The 17,493-nt window shown below is 66.6% G+C and carries 13 protein-coding genes and 4 pseudogenes; 9 read left to right on the plus strand and 8 right to left on the minus strand.

Annotation, left to right across the window (positions count from 1 at the left end; translation table 11 throughout):
• Positions 1–169: 169 nt before the first annotated feature.
• The 5 genes from ACZK2V_RS03775 to ACZK2V_RS03795 form a co-directional block, all read right to left on the minus strand.
• Entirely contained in the window at positions 170–997 is an 828-nt protein-coding gene (locus ACZK2V_RS03775; protein WP_032129690.1) for a class I SAM-dependent methyltransferase, read from the minus strand.
• Between the two features lie 174 nt (positions 998–1,171).
• Positions 1,172–2,167 carry a tRNA dihydrouridine synthase DusB gene (gene dusB / locus ACZK2V_RS03780; protein ID WP_049425080.1) on the minus strand — a complete coding sequence of 332 codons (996 nt, stop codon included), beginning with the start codon at positions 2,165–2,167 and terminating at the stop codon, positions 1,172–1,174.
• A gap of 147 nt (positions 2,168–2,314) precedes the next feature.
• Positions 2,315–2,746, minus strand: coding sequence for a hypothetical protein (locus tag ACZK2V_RS03785; RefSeq protein ID WP_049425064.1), 432 nt, complete (start codon positions 2,744–2,746; stop codon positions 2,315–2,317).
• A gap of 148 nt (positions 2,747–2,894) precedes the next feature.
• Positions 2,895–3,860: a ribokinase gene (locus tag ACZK2V_RS03790; RefSeq protein WP_032129936.1), complete on the minus strand. Its 966-nt coding sequence runs from the start codon at positions 3,858–3,860 to the stop codon at positions 2,895–2,897.
• A 25-nt stretch (positions 3,861–3,885) separates the two neighbouring features.
• The gene (locus ACZK2V_RS03795; RefSeq protein ID WP_010481870.1) at positions 3,886–5,184 is read right to left on the minus strand and encodes a NupC/NupG family nucleoside CNT transporter; all 1,299 of its coding nucleotides are present in this window, start codon (positions 5,182–5,184) and stop codon (positions 3,886–3,888) included.
• 193 nt (positions 5,185–5,377) lie between these two features.
• Between ACZK2V_RS03795 and ACZK2V_RS03800 the strand changes: the two are divergent.
• From ACZK2V_RS03800 to ACZK2V_RS03830, 7 genes and pseudogenes are all read left to right on the plus strand, one after another.
• A pseudogene (locus tag ACZK2V_RS03800) lies at positions 5,378–6,347 on the plus strand (aldo/keto reductase).
• A 289-nt stretch (positions 6,348–6,636) separates the two neighbouring features.
• Positions 6,637–6,831: a hemin uptake protein HemP gene (hemP, locus tag ACZK2V_RS03805; protein WP_005412278.1), complete on the plus strand. Its 195-nt coding sequence runs from the start codon at positions 6,637–6,639 to the stop codon at positions 6,829–6,831.
• A gap of 153 nt (positions 6,832–6,984) precedes the next feature.
• The gene (locus ACZK2V_RS03810) at positions 6,985–9,228 is read left to right on the plus strand and encodes a TonB-dependent hemoglobin/transferrin/lactoferrin family receptor (protein ID WP_349675293.1); all 2,244 of its coding nucleotides are present in this window, start codon (positions 6,985–6,987) and stop codon (positions 9,226–9,228) included.
• Positions 9,229–9,232: 4 nt separating this feature from the next.
• A pseudogene (locus ACZK2V_RS03815) lies at positions 9,233–9,830 on the plus strand (Hemin transport protein).
• A 73-nt stretch (positions 9,831–9,903) separates the two neighbouring features.
• Positions 9,904–10,828, plus strand: a pseudogene (locus tag ACZK2V_RS03820) (DUF6607 family protein).
• Between the two features lie 254 nt (positions 10,829–11,082).
• The gene (locus ACZK2V_RS03825) at positions 11,083–11,613 is read left to right on the plus strand and encodes a hypothetical protein (protein ID WP_049461579.1); all 531 of its coding nucleotides are present in this window, start codon (positions 11,083–11,085) and stop codon (positions 11,611–11,613) included.
• Complete coding sequence (locus ACZK2V_RS03830) at positions 11,600–12,001, plus strand: hypothetical protein (protein ID WP_143048246.1); 402 nt, start codon at positions 11,600–11,602, stop codon at positions 11,999–12,001. The genes ACZK2V_RS03825 and ACZK2V_RS03830 overlap by 14 nt, the downstream gene beginning before the upstream one ends.
• 215 nt (positions 12,002–12,216) lie before the next feature.
• Here the strand turns inward: ACZK2V_RS03830 and ACZK2V_RS03835 are convergent, their stop codons facing one another.
• From ACZK2V_RS03835 to ACZK2V_RS03845, 3 genes and pseudogenes are all read right to left on the minus strand, one after another.
• Entirely contained in the window at positions 12,217–12,702 is a 486-nt protein-coding gene (locus tag ACZK2V_RS03835) for a hypothetical protein (RefSeq protein ID WP_228355089.1), read from the minus strand.
• Positions 12,703–12,810: 108 nt separating this feature from the next.
• Positions 12,811–15,323 (minus strand): annotated as a pseudogene (locus ACZK2V_RS03840) (ABC transporter permease).
• Positions 15,320–15,967, minus strand: coding sequence for an ABC transporter ATP-binding protein (locus ACZK2V_RS03845; protein ID WP_049461575.1), 648 nt, complete (start codon positions 15,965–15,967; stop codon positions 15,320–15,322). The pseudogene ACZK2V_RS03840 and the gene ACZK2V_RS03845 overlap by 4 nt, the downstream one beginning before the upstream one ends.
• Positions 15,968–16,042: 75 nt before the next feature.
• Between ACZK2V_RS03845 and ACZK2V_RS03850 the strand changes: the two genes are divergently transcribed.
• Positions 16,043–16,687: an arylesterase gene (locus ACZK2V_RS03850; RefSeq protein WP_049461574.1), complete on the plus strand. Its 645-nt coding sequence runs from the start codon at positions 16,043–16,045 to the stop codon at positions 16,685–16,687.
• Between the two features lie 87 nt (positions 16,688–16,774).
• Entirely contained in the window at positions 16,775–17,488 is a 714-nt protein-coding gene (locus ACZK2V_RS03855; protein WP_002811889.1) for a response regulator transcription factor, read from the plus strand.
• Positions 17,489–17,493: the final 5 nt, after the last annotated feature.

The raw sequence follows: 17,493 nt of genomic DNA on the forward strand, positions 1-17,493 counted from the left end.
GTAGATCCACGCCATGCGTGGATGGCGCGGACATCGGCGATGGCAGCCACGCATGGCGTGGCTCTACTGCCTCCATCGGCGGTGCAGTGTCGCATCCGTAGATCCACGCCATGCGTGGATGGCGGGGTGCATCGGCCAAGGCAGCCACGCATGACGTGGCTCCACCGAATCAATACACCGTGGCGCGGCCCTGCACGAACGAATAGAAGAACACCGCGTTCGGATCGTTCTGCACCAGGCGGAACTCGCGACGCATGCCTTCCACGGTTTCCTCGTCCACCGATCCGGCCTGCAACAGCTGGTCGGCAGCCGACAGCAGCAGTTGTTCCCAGAACGCGATCATCGTCTTGCGACGGGCCGGTTCGCGGTTGTCCAGGTGGATGGTCTTGATCTCGGTGTGCACGTCGCGGAAGCCGCCGGCTAGCAGCAGGTTGCCCAGCTTGGCGCCGACGAACGGATCTCCCCCGTGGTCGTACTGGAAATCGTTGAAGGCCATCCAGTAGCGCCAGATATGCGGCGAATACGGGTCGAGCAGGAACGAGGCATTCATCACCTCGGTGATGTAGACCGGCGAACCCGGGGCCAGCACGCGGCGCACTTCGCTCAATACGCGTGCTGGTGACGGCACGTGCTCCAGCACCCAGCACAGGAACGCCGCGTCGAAGCTGCGTGCTTCGAACGGCAGCTCGCCGGCGTCGGCCTGCTGCAGGGTGTAGCGGTCGCTGCACCACGGTGTGCGCGCCAGGTTCTCGCGCGCGGTGGCCAGCTGTGTTTCGCTCAGGTCCACGCCGGTCACGTGCAGATCGGGGAAGCGGCGCAGCAGGATTTCGGTCTGCGCGCCGACGCCGCTGCCGACTTCCAGCAGGCGACGCGCGCCGCTGTAGTCGATCTGGCCGAAGATGCTCGATTCCAGCAGCCGTGCCTGGGTCATCAGGCGCTGCTGCTCGGTGCCGGAGAATCCGTGCAGGTAGGTCGGGGAGGAAATCGGCGGGGTCATGGGGGCGGGCTCTTGTAGCGTCGAGCGTGATCAATGGAAGGGGCGCGTAGAGTCGAGCGTGCTCGACTGTTCAGAAAGCCAGTCGAGCACGCTCGACTCTACGGTGTGGAGCAGTCGAGCAAGCTCGACTCTACGGATCAAGGCAGTCGGGCGGGTTACGAGGGGCTGGCGCGCTCAGGCTGCCGAAGACAACGCCGGTTCCCCGGCAATCAGGCGGTCGAAGTACTCGGTCGTCAATGCGATCTGGCTGGCCGGATCTTCGGCACGGTTGACCACCGCGCGGAAGGCGGCATTCTCCGGTCGATCCTTGGCGTACCAGCCCAGGTGCTTGCGCGCGATGCGCACGCCCTGCGGCTCGCCATAAAACGCATGCAGTGCATGCAGGTGGCCGAGCAGGATGTCGCGCACTTCTGCCAGTGACGGCGGCGGCAGTTCCTCGCCGGTGGCCAGGTAATGCGCCACCTCGCGGAAGATCCATGGCCGGCCCTGTGCCGAGCGGCCGATCATCACTGCATCCACGCCGGTTTCCTTCAGGACGTAGGCGGCCTTCTGCGGCGAATCGATATCGCCGTTGGCGATCACCGGAATGCGCAGTGCGGCCTTGATCTCGCCGATCGTGGCGTACTCGGCCTGGCCGGTGTAGTGCTGGTCGCGGGTGCGGCCGTGCACCGCCAGTGCGGCGATACCGCTGTTCTCTGCGATGCGCGCGATCACCGGACCATTGCGATGGTCGCAGTCCCAACCGGTACGGATCTTCAGCGTGACCGGCACGTCCACCGCGTTGACCACGGCTTCGAGGATGCGCGCCACCAGCTGTTCGTCGCGCATCAGTGCCGAACCGGCCCAGGCGTTGCACACCTTCTTGGCCGGGCAGCCCATGTTGATGTCGATGATCTGCGCGCCGTGGTCCACGTTGTAGCGGGCGGCTTCGGCCAACTGCTGCGGCTCGGTGCCGGCGATCTGCACGCTGATCGGTGCCGGCTCGCCGTCATGGTCCATGCGATGGATCGACTTGCGCGTGGTCCAGAAGCGCGGGTCGCTGATGGTCATTTCCGAGGCGGCCAGTCCCGCGCCCAGCCGTTTGCACAGCAGGCGGAAAGGCTTGTCGGTGACGCCGGCCATGGGCGCCAGCACGACGTTGGGGGCAATGGTGTACGGGCCGATCTGCATGCGCCCATTGTAGGGCGCGGGCGGCGGTACGGCCGTGTCGGGCGCGGTCCGGTTCAGGCCGATCCGCACCCAGCTCATGCCGTACCGGCATCAACAGATGCTTGACGGTTGCTTCCGCCGCCCCCAAGGGCGGGCGATGGTAGGCGGCTACCCCAGGCTCTGCCAGGCCTGGCGGGTCCCCAGCGCGAAGGCCAGCCCCAGGCTGAGGCAGGCCAGTGAACTGAGTACCCAGAAGTGCCGGCCGTTGTAGCCGGGCCGGAGCAGCGCCAGCCCGAAGCCCATCGCCGCGCGCACCAGCAACAGCAGGGCGATGCCCGACAGCACCGGACGGCTGGCCGGCAGCGGCGAATGCCAGCCTGCGGCTGCCAGCGCGTACAGCGTCCAGGCCACCAGCACGGCAGTAATGCCGGCGGTCATCAGTGGTGGCCACCAATGCCCCGCCTGTGCCAGCCGGACCATGCGCTGGCCAGCGCCGAACCACCGGTACCAGGGTGCCCCAAAGGCAATGCAGCCGATATGCAGCAAGGCTGCGATGGCACTGCCGGCGGCGGCAACCAGCAACCAGGGGAATCCGTCCATGTCCTGCCCGTGCAGAGAAGCTGCGCGGATGTTCGGCGAGGGGCGGGGTGAGGGCAATGCGGCAGGCGGTCGCAGAGCTGGACAATGGGCAAAAGAAAGGCCCGGATGCCAGCGCACCCGGGCCTTCCCATCCACGCATGGCGTGGATCTACTTCACTTCCACGTCGGCCGGGGTGAAGCGCGGCATTGCCGCAGCAGCGCCTTCCTTCTCGGTCGAACGACCGGCGAACTGGTTGGCGAAGCGCACGTGGCGGGCGAACGGGGCGTCGGCCACCTGCGCCAGCGACGCGGCCAGCGCACCGTTGAAGGCGTCACCGGCACCGGTGGTGTCGATCGCCTGCACCTGTTCGGCACCCACGCGGTAGTACGGCTGGGTATCGCCGCGCAGGTTCTCGTCGGCATGCGACACGAATACACCCACCGAACCCAGGGTCACCACCACGGTACCGTTGCCGACCAGCTTGCGGCACAGCGCATGCAGGCTGGCACCATCCAGCGCGGCGACGTCGTTGGCATCCACGCGCTCACCGACATGGCGGCCGAGCAGGGCTGCGAACTCGGTCTCGTTCGGGGTGATCACATCGGCCAGCTTGAGCAGGCCGATGGTCGAAGGGGCGTCGGCCGGTGCGGTGTTGAGCACGGTGGTGACGCCGGCCTCGCGGGCCGTGGCCAGCGCCGCTTCGATGGTCTGCACCGGCGATTCCAGCTGCACCAGCACCACCTTGGCGCCGGTCAGCAGGGCCTGCTGCTGTTGCAGGAAGTCGGTGCTCAGCGCGGCGTTGGCACCCGGTCCGATCACGATGGTGTTGCGGCCACGGGCATCGACGTAGATGCCGGCGGTGCCGGTCGGCTCGCTGCTGGCCTCGGCGATCAGCGCGAATCCATCCTGCGCGGCCAGCTCACGGGCGGTGGCACCACCGGCGTCGTCGCCCAGCGCGCATACGAAGTGCGTGTCGGCACCGGCGCGGCAGGCCGCCACGGCCTGGTTGAAGCCCTTGCCACCGGGGCCGGTGCTGTAACGGCCGGCAATGGTCGCACCCGGTGCCGGCAGCGACTCGCACCGCCACACGTGATCGACATTGAAGGAACCGACGACAACGACACTGCTGCTCATAGGGAATCTTTTCTCAACCAAGGGTTCAACTGAAGTGCGTCAGCACGCCGGCGATGGTCGCCGTCATGAAGGTGGCAATGGTACCGCCCAACACCGCGCGCAGGCCGAACTTGGCCAGATCGTGGCGACGTTCCGGGGCCAGGCCGCCGATGCCGCCGATCTGGATCGCGATCGAGCTGAAGTTGGCGAAGCCGCACAGCGCGTAGGTGGCGATCAGGCGACCTTCCTCGGACAGGCTCACGCCGGCGATCTGACCGTTCACGATCTGCGACAGCTCGGTGTAGGCCACGAACTCGTTGATCACGACCTTCTGGCCGATCAGCGAACCGACGGTGGTGGCATCGGCCCACGGGGTGCCGATCACCCAGGCGATCGGGGCCAGCACGTAACCGAAGATGGTCGACAGGTTGGTCGGCTTGCCGATGGCAGCGGCCAGGCCGGTCACATCGCCGATCCAGGTCAGCGGGGCGTTCAGCAGCGCGATCAGGGCGATGAAGGCCAGCAGCATCGCACCGATGTTCAGCGCCAGCTTCAGGCCGTCACCGGCGCCGGCTGCGGCCGCGTCGATGATGTTGCTGGAGGTCTTCTCGACTTCCATCTTCACCGTGCCGCGGGTCAGCGGGGTGCCGGTTTCCGGAATCAGCAGCTTGGCCACGACCAGCGTGGCCGGCGCGGCCATGATGCTGGCCGCCAGCAAGTGCTTGGCGTAGAAGGCCTGCTGCGCCGGATCGCCACCGCCGAGCATGCCCACGTAGGCCGCCAGCACGCCGCCGGCGATGTGCGCCATGCCGCCGATCATCATGGTCAGCAGCTCGGACTGGGTCATCCTGGCGATGTACGGGCGCACGGTCAGCGGCGCCTCGGTCTGGCCGATGAAGACGCTGGCGCAGACGCTGGTGGTTTCCGCACCCGACACGCGCATCACCTTGGTGATCGACCAGGCCATCACGCGCACGATGCCCTGCATGATGTTGAGGTGGTACATCACCCCCATCAGCGCAGAGAAGAAGATGATGGTCGGCAACACCTGGAAGGCGAAGATGAAGCCGTAGTTCTTGGTGTCCATCAACGAGCCGAAGATGAAGCCCGAGCCCTCGTTGACGTAGCTGAGGATCTTGACGAAGCCCTTGCCCAGCGCGTCGAACACGTCGCGCCCGCCCGGCACCAGGATCACCAGCGCCGCAAAGGCGATCTGCAGGGTGATACCGGTGGCAACCAGCTTCCAGTCAACCGCGCGCTTGTTATTGGAAAACAACCAGGTGATGCCGATCAGCACCGCCAACCCGAACAGGCCGAAGCCGATCCTGCCCAAACCTTCGACCATGTGAGTGACTCCCCTAGGGCGTCGCGAAAAACGGGAAGCCTAGTGCAGGGCAGGGGCCGGGGCAAGAAAAAGCAGCGTGCGCGCGGCCAACGGTACCGATCAGGCCAGCAACGGCAAGGGCTTGCGGCTGGCGGCGGCGGGTAGAATGGGGTTCGATCCCGGCCCGGATGCGGGCCCGCAGCAGGAGATTCGCATGCAATACCGTCGCCTGGGCTCCACCGGCCTGCCGATTTCCGCCTTGTCCTTCGGCGCCTGGGTGACCTTCGGCGACCAGGTCCCGCGCGATGAGGCCCGCAACCTGGTGGCCGCCGCCTGGGATCATGGCGTCAACTTCTTCGACAACGCCGAGGGTTATGCCAACGGCCGTGCCGAACAGGTCATGGGCGACGTGATCACCGACCTGCGCCTGCCGCGCGACGGTTTCTGCGTGTCCAGCAAGGTGTTCTTCGGCAGTGCCAAGGACCCGCGGCCGACCCAGCGCGGCTTGTCGCGCAAGCACGTGACCGACGCCTGCCATGCCGCGCTCAAGCGCCTGAGGGTGGACTACCTGGACCTTTATTACTGCCACCGCCCGGATCCGGACGCGCCGATCGCCGAGACCGTGCACGCCATGGATACCCTGGTACGGCAGGGCAAGATCCTCTACTGGGGCACCTCGGAGTGGTCGGCGGCGCAGATCCAGCAGGCGCTGGACATCGCCGAGGCGCGCAACCTGCAGGGCCCGTCGATGGAGCAGCCGCAGTACAACCTGTTACACCGCGAGCGGGTCGAGGTCGAGTACGCGCCGCTGTATGCGGGTGCCGGCCTGGGCACCACCATCTTCTCGCCGCTCGCCTCGGGCCTGCTCACTGGCAAGTACGACCAGGGCATCCCGGCCGATGCGCGGCTGGGGCGGGAAGGCATGGAGTGGTTGCAGGGCCTGGTGCTGGGGGCCGACGCCGGGGCCCGCCTGGGCCAGGTGCGGCGCTTCAGCGAGGTGGCACGCGCTCGGCCATGCCCCGGCCACGCTGGCCATCGCCTGGTGCCTGCGCAACCCGAACGTTTCCAGCGTGATCCTCGGCGCAAGCCGGGTCAGCCAGCTGCTGCAGAACCTGCAGGCACTGGACGTGCTGGAGCAGGTCGACGCGGCCGGCTGGGCCCAGGTCGAAGCCGTCTTCGCCTGACAACCCTTTGGAGAGTCGAGCCACGCTCGACTCCAGGTTGGTCGGGCCTTTGTAGAGTCGAGCCATGCTCGACTCCGCACGTAGCGCGGGCATTTCCAGGCGACGGCGCGAGAGCAGTCGAGCGTGGCTCGACTCTACAAAAGCCGTGTGCCCCCACCTTTCAATATATGAAATCTATCGAATTTCAGAATTCGATCATTAATCTCATCAATCAAATTGAGAATGGTTGTTGATTGTCAACTGAGAATCATTATCATTTAACTCGTCCCTCGCACGAGTCCAGATGCTCATGAATGCTCAACCTGTACTGCTGCGCCCCGAAACGCTGACCCTCCGCGATCGACCGGTCCGCGTCGTTCCGCCGGAAGAGGTCATCGACAGCGAAGCCCTGCTCAAGGGCCGTCGTGAAATCCTGATCCAGCACGGCGACCGCTTCTATCGCCTGCGGCACACCAGCAACGACAAGCTGATCCTGACCAAGTAATCGCGGCCTGGTCGCCCGCCTCCCTCCCTCCTGCCGGCAGCGCCGACAGGGTGGGCGACCCGTCCGCTCCCGCTCTCTCCCCCTCGGTCTACCGCGTGCACCTTCCGGGTGTGCCGGTAACCGGGGGTTCCCCTGCCTGACCGAACGAACCCGATGACCCGCCATACCGCCCTGTGTCTTGCTGTCTGGATGGCGTTGCCGCTGTCCGCCCACGCTGCTGCCACCGCCGCCCCTGATGCGCGCGAATTCGATCGGGTGCAGGTCACCGCCACCCGCACCGAGCGGGCCGTGAGTGACGTGGCGGCCACCGTGGACGTCATCGACCGCGAGCAGATGGACCGGCACCTGGTGCAGGACATCAAGGATCTGGTGCGCTACGAGCCGGGCCTGTCGGTCACCCGCAGCGCGACCCGCTTCGGCCTGGATGGTTTCCGCATCCGTGGCCTGGACGGCAACCGTGTGCGCATCCAGACCGATGGCATCGTCATGCCGACCCGGTTCGACATCGGTTCGTTCGCCAGTTCCAACCGCAACTTCACCGACCTCGATACGCTCAAGCGCGTGGAGATCGTGCGCGGCCCGGCCAGCTCGCTGTACGGCTCCGATGCACTGGGCGGCGTGGTGGCGTTCGTCACCAAGGACCCGGCCGACTACCTCAAGGACGGCAAGAACAGCTACTTCGGCCTGAAGTTCGGCTACGACGGTGAGTGGAAGGGCCTGCTCGGCGGTGCCACCGCCGCCTTTGGTGGCGACCACTGGAGCGGCCTGGTCAACGTCAACCACCACCAAGGCCAGGAAACGGACAGCAAGGGCACGGTGCGCAGCGACAACGACACCCGTACGGCGTCCAATCCGCAGGACCGCGACGGCCGCAGCCTGCTCAGCAAGCTGGTCTACGCACCGAGCGAAGACCAGCGCTTCCGCCTGACCGTGGAAGGCAACGAAGACACCACCGATACCAATGTGTTGTCGGCGATTGCCAGCGTTGCACCGCGCCCCGGCGCGATGGCTGCGGCTACTGGCATGAAGTCCCACGACACGCAGAAGCGTACCCGCGTGTCCTTTGCCCACGAAATGGATGCGCTGGACCAGCCGTTCGCCGACAGCCTGCATTGGCAGGTGTATGCGCAGAACAGCGAAACGCGGCAGCAGACCGACGAGACCCGCACCGACGGCAGCCGCCGTCACCGCGTGTTCTCCTTCGACCAGCATGCCTTTGGCCTGCAGGCGCAGTTCAACAAGGCGTTCAGCACCGGCAGCGTCGAGCACGCATTGACCTACGGCTTCGAAGGCACCCGTACCGAGATCCGCCAGAAGCGCGACGGCTACCAGGTCAACCGTGCCGGTGTGGTCAGCAACACCGTTACCCCCGACACCTTCCCGGTGCGTGACTTCCCGATCAGCAAGACCACCGAGTTGGGCCTGTACGCGCAGGATGAAATGCGCCTGGCCGACGGCAAGCTGTCGCTGGTGCCGGGCGTGCGCGTGGACCGTTACGAGCTGAAGCCGGAAGTGGACAGCATCTTCGCCGAAGACAACCCGACCACGGCCGTGGCGCAGCTGAAGAAGACCAGCGTGTCGCCGAAGCTGGGCATGGTCTGGCGCTTCACCGACCAGTGGTCGCTGTTCGCCGGCTATGCGCGTGGCTTCCGTTCGCCGCCGTACAACGACGTCAACATCGGCCTGACCAACGTGGCCTTCGGCTACACCGCCATCGCCAACCCGGACCTGAAGCCGGAAACCAGCGACGGCTACGAGCTTGGCCTGCGCTTCATCGCGCCGGCGGCGTACGTCAGCGTCAGTGGCTACTACAACGACTACAAGGATTTCATCGAGTCCAACGTCGATACCGGCCGCAACGCACAGGGTTTGACCGTGTTCCAGTCGCAGAACATCGCCGACGCGCGCATCTATGGTGCGGAAATGAAGGCCGGCATCGAATTCGGTGAGCTCAGTCCGGCGCTGAAGGGCTGGGCGCTGCGCAGTGCGTTGGCCTGGTCGCGTGGTGACAACCGGACCGATGACGAACCGCTGGCCTCGGTCGATCCGTTGCGTGGCACGCTGGGCCTGATGTACGACACCGATACATGGGGAGTCGAACTGGCCGGCACCTTCGTGCAGCGCAAGAAGCGCCTGCCGCCGCCTGCTGCGCAGACCAATCCGAACGCACCGGCGCCGTTCGTCTACCAGCCGGCCGGCTACGGCGTGCTGGACCTGATGGCGCACTGGAACTTCGCACCGGGTGCGACCTTCAATGTCGGCGTGTTCAACCTGGCCGACAAGCGCTACATCGAATGGTCGTCCATCACGCCGAGCCTGATCACCAATCGCGCACTGAGCGATCGTTTCAGCAGCCCGGGCCGCACCTTCTCCGCCAGCCTTGCCGTTTCCTGGTGACCTCATGAGCCGAGCACTGTCCGCACGCAGGAATGACTCCATCGCCGCGCCGCACAGCGCGGCCTGGCCGACCCCGGCACAGCTGGCCACGCTCGGCACCGTGCTGTGCCTGTACCACGCCGACGGCAACGAGCTGGGCGGCTGGCGCCAGGCCGTACGCGTGCATGCCTGCCAGGGCGTGGACAGCGAAGGCCTGCGCGAAAGCCTGTGCTTCCTCGATGGCCGCGGCCGCTGCGTGTGGCGCCTGTACCTGCTGCCGGACAGCGACTTCCTGGCCTGGGACCGGCTGGTGGCTGCGCTGCCGCCGGGGCCCGAGCACGACAGCGATGGCAGCGTCGGCGAACGCCTGTGGCGGCGCCTGGCCGGTCATCTGGGTGGCCAGCGCTGGCGCCTGTGCGCGCTGCGCCTGCATGCCGCCGACGATGGCCGCACGCTGGCCGCCAGTCTGTCGACCCTGTCCTCGCTGGGCGCAGCCACCGCGCCGCATTGCACGGCTGGAAGGTGCCGAAGGCGAGCTGGCAATCGACGATTGCTGCTGTGCCGATGCCGCGCGGCGTCCGGCGCCGCGAATTCCCGGCGACCTGCCGCTGATCCGCCTGTGACCCACTCCTGATGGAACGCCTGTCGGCCACGGACGGCCTCTCAACGCATCTGCAACCCCGAAGGAAGACCCCGATGAAGCTCCAGACAGCCAGCGCCCTGCTTGTGCTCGCCGCCAGCGGCGTGGCCAGCGCGCAGCCCTCCGATATCGCCCGTGACCACGACAGCATCCTTGCCATGCAGGGTGAGTACACCGTGGACTTCGCCTTCGACGAGACCGTGCTGCTGAAGCCGGGCTACGAGCGCGCCGGCGATGCGCAGCGGCGGCAGCGAAGTGGTCATCGTGGTCGAAGACACGCCGAAGCGCATCGTGCTGCAGCACCTGCTGCTGGACGAGAAGAGCGGCCACATCACCAAGCACTGGCGCCAGGACTGGGTGTACGAAGCACCGAACCGTTTCGAGTTCAGTGCCGACCAGACCTGGAAGGTGCGCAGCATTCCGGCGGCGGTGAACCAGGGCGCCTGGACCCAGTGCGTATACGAAGTGAGCGACGCACCGCGCTATTGCGGCACCGGCACCTGGACCTACACCAACAACGTGCCGAGCTGGACCAGCGACCTGAGCTGGCGTCCGCTGCCGCGCCGCGAGTACACCAAGCGCAGTGACTACAACGCGCTGGCCGTGATCAACCGCCACACGCTGACCCCGAACGGCTGGACCCACGAGCAGTTCAACACCAAGGTGCAGCGCAACGCCGATGGCAGCCAGGTGGAGACCGCCCGCGAGTTCGGCTTCAACGACTACGTGAAGACCACCGAGGTCGACTTCACCCCGGCGCGCAACTACTGGAAGGCCACCGCCGGATACTGGGCCAAGGTGCGCCAGCGCTGGGATGGCTTCCTCGGCCAGGCCCCGGGGGTGCACCTGAAGACCAAGATCGACGGCATGGCGATGATCATCCCGATGTTCACCCAGGCCGAAGAGATCCAGGCCGGCAAGAAGGTGAAGGACAAGCAGATCGACGACGTGTTCGCCAAGTACGTGGAAAAGGCCCAGTAAGTCGAGCCCTGCTCGACTCATGGCGCAGATCCTCTGGTCAGGTGCAGCGCCGCGTATCCGCTTCTGGTAGGTGCCGAGCTTGCTCGGCACGCTCTTCGCCGGCGATTGCACGTGGCATCCATGCTCGGGGTCGCGTTACATGGCGCCTGATGCGTATCGCTTTGACGTAATTCGCCACATTCTCTCGAAACCTCCGCTCGGAGGTTGGGTGTGCGATAGGGTGGCTGCCCACGCCGCCCTTGATCATCCCACCGATGAAGCTCTCCGACCTCTGTAGTCAACTGTTGTCCGGCGAAGCCTGTGACGACATCGACAGTTTCCATCTCGAAATCGACGACTTCGAGGAGGTGGAACTTGTCTCGCGCTTGAGTCGGATTGATGGAGTGCTGGAGCGCCTTGGGCCTCGATGGACCTCGGCCTATCTGCTCAGTCTCTGCAGTCACGTGCTTTCAACAGTCCGCATTTCCGGTCGTGCACGTGATTCAGCCGATGCGAAGATGTTCCTCGCATTGAGCTTCACCGACTTCGAGCTGCACGCGCAAGAGGGCATCCTGCTTCCAAGCGTCTTCTATTATCCAGGCCCCGAAGGGGTTGCGTTCGGGAGCCACCGTCGGCACGAATCCGACAGGGCGGCTTCGGCTGAAATCGACATCGTGCGCTCCGTGTTCGAAGATGCTGGCATGCTCGCTGGATTTCGCTTCTGCGAGAGCCGCACTGATGGTCCTCCAGGTCACGACGTGGTTCGTGTCCTTGCGATTCCATTGCTCGAAAATGAGGTTCGCTGATGCTCGTGGAAGAGCGCCAGTTGTTCGAAACGTACCTGTCCGATCCGCAGTTCATGATCGTCTCGAACAGCATTTCCTCGACGCGTTCACGGCCGGCATCCAGACGGCCAATCTGCGTGCTGAAGACTTCCGCAGCCCGCATTACAACGTGTTCTTCGTCGATGGTACGAAAGACCGCGAAGCCAACCCCATTTTCTCCGCCAAGCATCTGATCAGCGGCAACATCGTCCGTATCGTCATTTTCGAAAGCCCTCCGGACTACACCGAAGTCCACAACCGGGTAGGGGATGACAATGCCAAGGACGAGCTCTGCGTGTTCACAGCGCTTTCGGGAATGCAGCGTGCGATGGATACGACCGTGGCTTGGGCAAAGCAGCAGGCGTTGTGAGCCGCATCCACGCATGGCGTGGATCTACCAACCCCTGCTTCCGGTAGGTGCCGAGCTTGCTTGGTAGGCTCTTCGCCGGTGATCGCACACCGCATCCACGCGTGATGTGGATGTGCCGTGCCGGATATCTGCTCCTGGTAGGTGCCGAGCTTGCTCGGCACGCTCTCCATCGGTGATCGCACGCTGCATCCACGCCATGCGTGGATGCGGTGCACTCAAGACGCCTTCTCGCCCAAGGTGGTCAGGTCCAGCCCGGCGTCCTGGAACGCACGCAAGGTGGCCTGCAGGCTGGCCTCGTCATCGCGGGTGCGGACGCCCATGACAGCTTGGTGGCAACGCACTCGATCCGTGCTGCAGGCGCTACGGTCCGGCAGCAGCAGCGCGGTCTGTGCGACGAGGATCGCCATGTGCGCCACTTCCTTTCTCGGCTTCGGTTGGCCCCGGTAGAACCGGTCGAACTCAGCACGCAGGTCGGCCACCACGCCGGCATCGCTGCGCGTGCGTGACACGCTGGCCGGAACCAGATAGGTCGGGTGGCCCTCGAGGAAGGCTTGCGCTTCATCAGCCAGCACCGTTTCCAGCACGAAGGCCTGCACCGCGTCAGGAACATAGCCCTCCGCCGCGCGGGCGCCTGCGGGTAGCACCGCGGTGAGCAGCGGGGAACTGGCCAGAAGGATGCGCAGACAGAGGCTGTATTTCATCTTCATTCCTTGAACCTCGGGAGCGCGGGAGCAACGTTCCGCGCTTCCGGACGATCTGATCGGGTGGGGCGCGCAGCATAGCGCCCCCCCGAGCGTGTCACGATCGCGTCAGGCTTCGCGCAGGGCCAGTGCCGGTGGCGTATGCAGGATCGCGCGCGTACCCCACCAGCCTGCCAGCAGGCTCAAGCCGATGCCGACCACGCCGCCGATCAGCAGGCCCGGCCACGGCGGCAGCAACGGCAGTTCGAACACCTTCTGCGAGACCGCCACGCCGATCGCAGCGGCCGCGCCCACCGCCAGCAACGCGGCCAGCGTGCCCAGCGTACCGAATTCCACCAGCACCGCGCCACGCAGCTGGCGACGGGTCGCGCCCAGCGTGCGCAGCACCGCGCTGTCGTAGCGCCGTTCGCCCGCCGTGGCCTGCAGCGCGGCCAGCAGTACCAGCACGCCGGCCAGCAGACTGAACACCATCACCAGCTGCACCGCCTGTGCCACCCGTTCCATCACATCGCGCACCTGCGAGATCACCGCATCCACGTCCAGCAACGACAGGTTCGGCTGCGCGCGTACCAGCTCGCCCAGTCCGGCGGCCTTGCCGGCCGGTAGATGGAATGCCGACAGCAGGTTGTGTGGCGTATCGCCCACCGCATTCGGGTTCAGCAGCACGAAGAAGTTCGGACGGAAAGTGTTCCAGTCGGCCTTGCGCACGCTGGTGACAGTGAACTCGCGTTCCTGCTCGCCCACCGCAATGGTGATGCGGTCGCCGGGATGCACGCCGTAGCGCTTGGCCCAGCCGATTTCCACCGAGGCTTCGGCGGCGGTGCTGTCTGCCTTCCAGAAGGTGCCGTTGACCAGTGTGTTGGCCGGCGGGAAGCTGCTGCGCCAGCTGAAGTTCAACGGCCGGTTCTCGTCGTCGTCATCGCGCTGGCCTTCGCCCTGTGCCGGCTGCCCGTTCTGCTCAGGCGAGCGGTCCACGCGCAGCGGCGGCTTGCCGTTGATCGCGATCAGGCGGCCAGTGGCCATCGGTTCGATGCTGGCGTCGTTGGCGCCCAGTCCACGCAGTGCGGCCAGCACGCTGTCGCGCTGTTCGGGCTGGATGTTGATCAGGAAGTAGTTCGGCGTATCCGCGGGCAGTCGCTCGCGCCACTGCTGCAGCAGGCCGGGGCCGGTCACCGCCAGCAGCAACAGCGCGCACAGCGACAGCGACAGCCCCACCAGCTGCATCACCGCCAGCATCCGGCGCCGGGTCAGCGCGGCCAGTCCCAGCCGCCAGTGGCCATGCAGGCGGTGCTGCAGGCCGCGCAGCAGCTGCAGCAGCACGAAGCCGACCACGCCGGCCGCCACCGCCAGCGCGGCCAACCCGCCCAGCACCCACAGCGCCAGCTTGAGATCACCGGTGACCTGCACCGCCAGCAGCAGGCTGGCCGCCAGGGCAGCCACGTAGGCCAGCAGCGAGGCCGGCGGCAGGGCGGCGAAGGAACGGTTGAGCACCCGCATCGGCGGCACCCCGCGCAGGCGCAGCAGCGGCGGCAGGCCGAAGCCGAACAGCAGCAACAGCCCGATGCCGGCACCGGTCAGCGCAGGCATTGCCTCGGGCAGCGGCAGGCGCTGCGGCACCAGGCTGCCCAGCACCTGCACCAGGCCTTCCTGCGCCGCCATGCCCAGGCCGATGCCGAGTGCGCAGGCCGGCACCGCCAGCATCAGCAGCTGCAGTGCCAGACCGGACAGGATGTCGCGCTGGCGCGCCCAGGCAGCGCAGGATCGCCACCTGGTCGATGCGGCGCAGGGCGAAGCGGTTCGCCGCCAGCGCCGTGGCAACACCGGCCAGCAATACCGCCAGCAGCGCGCTGAGGCCGAGGAAGCGCCCGGCCAGGTCGAACGCCTGGCGCACGCCACGCTGGGTGTCGTCCACACTCAGCAGGCGCAGGCCCTTCACCTGCGGCAGCAGCCATTGCCGAAGTGCCGCGATCGGTTCTGCTGCTCCGGCGAACATCAGCCGGTAGTTGATGCGGCTACCCGGACCGAGCAGGCCGGTGCCTTCCACATCGGCGCGGTTGACCAGCAGGGTGGGGGAAAGCGTAAGCAGGTCGCCGCCGGTATCCGGCTCGGCCTCGATGATGCCGGCGATGCGCAGCGTGCCAGCGCCGAATTCAAGGTCGTCACCGGCCTTCAGTCCCAGCCCCTGGAGAAGGCGTGGGTCGGCATAGGCCTGGCCTTTGGCCGGCATGCCGGCGTTGTCGATCAGGGCGCCCCCGGGCGTGGCCCGCACCCGCAGCGTGCCACGCAGCGGATAGCCCGCCTGCACCGCCTTGATGCTGGCCATCTGGCTGGCATCACCGTTGAAGAGCACGCTGCCGAAGCTGGCGATACGGGTGTAGGCCAGTCCGCGCCGCTGCGCCTCGTCGGCGAACGCCTGCGGCGGGTCATCGCGCCCGGCGATGCCGAGGTCGCCGCCTAGCATTTCCGCTGCGCTGCCGGTCAGTGCCAGGTTGACCCGGTTCACCAGCGTGCCGACTGCGGTCATCACCGCCACGCCCAGCACCAGCGCGGCGAACACGGTCAGCAGGTCGCCGGCCAGCGCCTCGCGGCGCAGCGCGCCACGCGTGTTGCAGCAGGTTCATGCCTGCGCCCCACGCTCGACCGGCAGCAGGCGGCCGTCGTCGATGCGGTGGATGTACTGGCAACGCTGGGCCAGGCGCAGGTCGTGAGTGACCAGCACCAGGGTGGTGCCGCTGCCGGCGTTGAGTTCGAACAGCAGGTCGCTGATGTGCTGGCCGGTGGCGTGGTCCAGCGAGCCGGTCGGTTCGTCGGCGAACAGAATGCGCGGGCGGGTGACGAAGGCACGTGCCAGTGCCACGCGCTGCTGCTCGCCGCCCGACAACTGGCGCGGATAGTGGCGGGCGCGATGGGCCAGGCCGACCTGGGCCAGCACTTCTTCGACCCGCGCCCGGTCTTCGCGCCCGGCCAGTTCCAGCGGCAGCGCGACATTCTCGGCGGCGGTCAGTGCCGGCAGCAGATGGAAGCTCTGGAACACGAAGCCGACTTCACGCGCGCGCAGCTGGGCGCGGGCCTCCTCGTCCAGCGCCGCCAGGTCCTGGCCGGCCAGCGCGATGCGGCCGCGGCTGGGCAGGTCCAGCCCGGCCAGCAGGCCGAGCAGGGTGGTCTTGCCGGAACCGGAGGCGCCGACGATGGCCGCGCTGGTCCCTTCATGGACGGTCAGGGTGATGTTGTCCAGTATGTGGACTTCACCCTCCGGGCCCTGCACGGATTTGCCGACCCGGTCGACGGCGATGGCAACGGACGCGCTGCGGGGGGACAGGCTGTCGATGAGGAGACTCCAATGCGCAAGACGGGATGGAGCCGGCGAGCCGGCGTGATGATGGTGCTGCTGCTAGGGTTCCTGCTGCTGCCCGGGCTGGCGTGTGCCAAAGGTCCGGCTGGCACCGTGCTGGTGCTCGGCGACAGCCTCAGTGCTGCCCACAATATCCCTGCCGACGCCGGCTGGGTGAGCCTGCTGCAGCAGCGGGTCACGCAGCAGTCGAAAACGCCGGCGCGCATCGTCAACGCCAGCATGAGCGGGGAGACCACCGCTGGCGCGCTGACCCGCCTGCCCGGCCTGCTGGCGAAGGAAAAGCCGACCGTGGTGGTGATTGCCCTCGGCGGCAATGACGCACTGCGCGGGCTGACCCCGGCGCAGGTGCAGGGCAACCTGGAAAAGATGGTGCAGGCCAGCCAGAAGGCCGGTGCCAAGGTGCTGCTGCTGGGCATCGACGTGCCGCCCAATTACGGGCCAGCCTATCGCCAGCGCCTTGCGGCGGCCTACAAGGCGCTGGCCACGCAGTACAAGTTGCCGCTGCTGCCCTTCCTGCTGGAGGGCGTGGCCCTGCAGCCGGGCATGATGCAGGCCGACGGCCTGCACCCGACCGCACAGGCGCAGCCGAAGGTGCTGGACAACGTCTGGCCGCTGCTCAGACCGCTGCTCTGAACCGTTTGTTTACCTCTTGACGGAACTTCACATCGCGTCCACCGTCGATCCGGCATGTTTCACAAAGCTGAAGTTAGAGGGAATCACATGCGTCAGACGAAGGAGACCTCCGGCTTGGTGCTGGTGGTCGAAGACAACCGCAACATCTCCGAGATGATCGGGGAATACCTGGAAGGTCGCGGCTTCGAAGTCGACTATGCACAGGACGGCCTGGATGGCTACCGCCTTGCGGCGGAGAACAGCTATGACGTCGTGGTGCTCGACTTGATGTTGCCGCGCCTGGATGGCATCGAAGTGTGCCGTCGCCTGCGCAACGATGCGCGCAAGTCCACCCCGGTGCTGATGCTCACGGCACGCGACACGCTGGACGACAAGCTCACCGGCCTCGGTTTCGGCGCCGATGACTACCTGACCAAGCCGTTCGCGATCCAGGAGCTGGAAGCCCGCCTGCGCGCGCTGATCCGCCGCGAGCGTCGCCAGGTCGGTTCGGAAGTGCTGAAGGTCGCCGACCTGGTGCTCGATCCGGTCAGCATGCGTGCCACCCGTGCCGGTACCGAGCTGCAGCTGTCGCCGATCGGCCTGCGCCTGCTGACCATCCTGATGCGCGAATCGCCGCGCGTGGTCACCCGCCAGGAGATCGAACGCGAGATCTGGGGCAACGGCCTGCCGGATTCGGACACCCTGCGCAGCCACCTGTACAACCTGCGCAAGATCATCGACAAGCCGTTCGACCGTCCGCTGCTGCATACCGTGCAGAGTGCCGGCTACCGCATTGCCGACATCGCCCAGCCGATGGCCTGAGCAGG

The organism is Stenotrophomonas sp. 93052_Sma (assembly GCF_056481145.1).